1 protein-coding gene and 2 pseudogenes are annotated in these 1882 nt (G+C 44.0%); all 3 read right to left on the bottom strand.

Annotation, left to right across the window (positions count from 1 at the left end):
- A pseudogene (locus tag ND2E_RS05890) lies at window positions 1–1093 on the bottom strand (hypothetical protein); the annotation flags it as partial.
- A complete protein-coding gene (locus ND2E_RS0121715; RefSeq protein ID WP_052056781.1) occupies window positions 1093–1491 on the bottom strand; it encodes a DUF6950 family protein in 399 nt (132 codons plus the stop codon). The pseudogene ND2E_RS05890 and the gene ND2E_RS0121715, both read right to left, overlap by 1 nt.
- A pseudogene (locus ND2E_RS23150) lies at window positions 1488–1882 on the bottom strand (hypothetical protein); the annotation flags it as partial. The gene ND2E_RS0121715 and the pseudogene ND2E_RS23150, both read right to left, overlap by 4 nt.

Raw genomic sequence — 1882 nt, 5'->3', positions numbered from 1 at the left:
TTTCGGTTGGCGTAGCATCGGTTTTTTGATAATACTTATTCGGGTTAACAAACGAGGTTCTAACGGTGTTGCAACGGTCTTTAATTGGCGTATGTGGCTTATAACTAATAGCTGCAGAAGCATTGTTCTTATCCAATACTAAGGTAGGTGCACCTTGATAAACGCCCGCTTTCACATATATTTTACCCGCTACGTTATACATTTTTGCTGCAGCTGAAGAGAGTAAGCGGTTTAAACTAGCGGCAGGTGTTTGGCTTTTAAGTAAGGTGCCATTACAGGTAAAACGAGGCTCTGAAGCTGGTAGACCATTACTGTCAGTAAAGCTTACTACTTCATCACAGGCACTGGCTTGTGCACTAACGTCGCTCCAATCAAAACGCTCACTTGGCTGCTCTTTATAGCCGCCAAAACGAATAAAATCAATCGTCGCTAAGATAGGGTTAGCTGAGTACTCCCAGGTAGTTGAATCGTTAAATCGATGGCTACCCGCACCGCCCATCGTGCTGTCAAGTCGTGCATCGTATAGCTTTTTTCCTTTGACTTTAAAACGTACGTTGTTAATGCCATTGGGGAAAAATTCAGGATCAATCTTCACCTCTAATGTCACGTAACTTAAGCCAAACCCTACATGCTCACTAGTCCAACCGTCGCAATATCTTTTTGCAATAGGGCACGCAGTGGTTTGAGTACCCAAATAACTATGAATTTTATAACGCGAATTCAGACCTGAAACGTTAAGCCCTTTACCTTCAATGTCGTGTAAATCAATGTTTTCACATTCATGGTCGGCAATGGCTATGATCATTACATGCCATTTATCTTCTTCATCATCGGTATAGGTGCCATAACCCACAATACCGCCACTCACAACCGTTTCACCATAGATGGTACGACGAGGCTTAACGCCGCCAACGGTCAAGCTTTGGTCGCTACCTAAGCCGTCATCCATGCTGCCCATTTCGGGTGTCATGGCCTCGGTTACAGCGTACGTAGCAACAGCAGCGCCAATCCCTATCGCTACGGCTGTAGCAACCGCATAACTTGCGGCGGTTGCCCCCGCATAAGCGGCAACACCAACAATAACTGGGGGCATTAGTTAACCCTCCATACATGAATTACATTGGATAGTGGCAATTGGATTAATCCTTGGGGTCCGACACAATAAACACTACTGCGAAAAACAATACCTGCAGCCAGTTCGCCTTGGTGGTTTTCAATTAACGCCACATCGCCATAAGTGGCCGTTAACGGGGCTATAGACTGGCCTAATTTGGCAGTAAGTAACTGCTCTATAGAAGTAAAACCATGCTTCTTCAATGCTCTGGCTGCGCCAAGTTTAGTGTGGTATTTGCCCCGAAACTCTTCAGCTAAATCCTTACCTGTTAGCACAAGCACAGTATTTGCAGCAAACAAGCAACAGTCGTTTTCTCCCCAAACAAAAGGCTTATCTTTATAGTCTTTAATAATTTTTTTTACTGCTGATAAACTCATCGCTGTATTTTCCTTATATGATCGCCACCACCTCCACCAGTACCACCACCAGAGCCAACAGGTGAGCCTGCAACACCAGAATTCAACGGTTTTGATGCAAGTAGCTCCACTTGATCAAAAAATTTATCTCCTGGGTAAAGTGCTTGCTGAGCTGAATCTGAATAGAGGTTATTTTCAATGGGACGATTCCATACTTCTAACCAATCAACCAGGCTAATAGTTACCTTAGCAATATCGCTTTTCACTACATCTAAATCGCCTATGGTGCCGCTAAAAAGCACATCGCCATCGAGTATTCTTAAGTTTTCATCAAGCACAACAATGTCGAGTTCAGCACTATTACCAATAGGGTCTTCAGCTAATACATCGCGCACTAACGTGGTGTCATTTA

It is taken from the genome of Colwellia psychrerythraea, assembly GCF_000764225.1.
Taxonomy (GTDB): domain Bacteria; phylum Pseudomonadota; class Gammaproteobacteria; order Enterobacterales; family Alteromonadaceae; genus Colwellia; species Colwellia psychrerythraea_D.
Note: the sequence above shows the minus strand (reverse complement) of the source record. Positions and strands in the feature narration are given on the sequence as shown.

Bases quoted from the DNA above. Each gene is read 5' to 3' on its own strand.
- ND2E_RS0121715 (WP_052056781.1), bottom strand. From the start codon at position 1,491: ATGAGTTTATCAGCAGTAAAAAAAATTATTAAAGACTATAAAGATAAG.